This window comes from Burkholderia sp. GW821-FHT14F03 (assembly GCF_058803765.1).
Window position 1 is genome coordinate 1 of record NZ_JBXAPG010000128.1, and the last position, 1,013, is coordinate 1,013.

Annotated in this window: 1 protein-coding gene; it reads right to left on the minus strand. The window is 70.5% G+C overall.

The window, feature by feature from the left end; translation table 11 throughout:
* Window positions 1-1,013, minus strand: a 1,013-nt coding sequence (gene tssK / locus AC1RQF_RS33335) for a type VI secretion system baseplate subunit TssK (RefSeq protein ID WP_492874390.1), incomplete at both ends; no start/stop codon positions are given.

Here is a 1,013-nt window from a genome sequence, read left to right on the forward strand (position 1 = left end):
TCCGGAAAATCGCCGACGATGCGCAGCGCCATCGCCGAGCCGGCGAGCGTCTGCGTCCAGAACGGATCGGTCGATTCGACCTCGAAGTAGGTGCTTTGGGCGTAATAGGGAATCTGGCGCGGCGGGTTGGGCAGCGGGATCAGGCGGGCCCCCGGCAGTTGCAGGTCCACCAGCTTCTGGATCTGTTCGACCGCGCCGAGCTTGGTCTGCTGCGGCAGCAGCTGGCGCAGCTTGTCGGCCGGCATCGCGGCCGACACCGCGAACACGAGCTTCTTCAGGTTCCACTGCTTGTCGACCACGCAGATATGGACCTGGTCGCCGCGATCCTCGAAGCGCAGCGGCAGCACCGGCGTCTCGATCACGCGCGCGAGCGCATGCCGCAAGGTGGCCGCGAGCGGCTCGAAGCTGCCTTGCAGGTCGTCGTGGCGGTAGCCGAAATCGCGCTCGGCCAGCTCCTCGTCGACGCCGGGCAGCACGCTCAGCCGCCCGAGCAGGCCGATCAGCTCGCGATACAGCAGCGCGGGCGGCAGCGGATCGAACGCATCGAGATGCGCGAGCCGCATCCGGTACTCGGCGATCGCCTGCCGCAGCAGCAGCTCGATCAGGTCCGCGATGCCCCCGCCCGCGGACAGCACCCGCTGCCCGGACGTATGCGCGAGGCGCACGCGCAGCGTGCTTTGCAGCTCGTCGATCAGCGAATTGAGCACGACGTGCGCGCGCGTGTCGAGCAGCGGCGGGATGAAGCGCGGATCGAGCAGCACCGTGCGGCTCGCGCTGCGCCCGGCCACGCGGGCGATCGGCAGCGCCGCTTCGTCCGAGCGCAGTTGCGACTTCCAGCACAGCCGCGTCGCCAGCTGCCCGGTCTCGATCGTCAGGCTGCGCGGCGTGCCCGGCGCGTCGAGGCCGACCGCGAGATCGGGCACGTCGGTGGTCATCGCCCGGTAGCGCGACGACGACGCCACCTCGCCGAAGGCCATTTCCGGGCCGCCGCTGCGCGCGGCCTGGATCGCGAG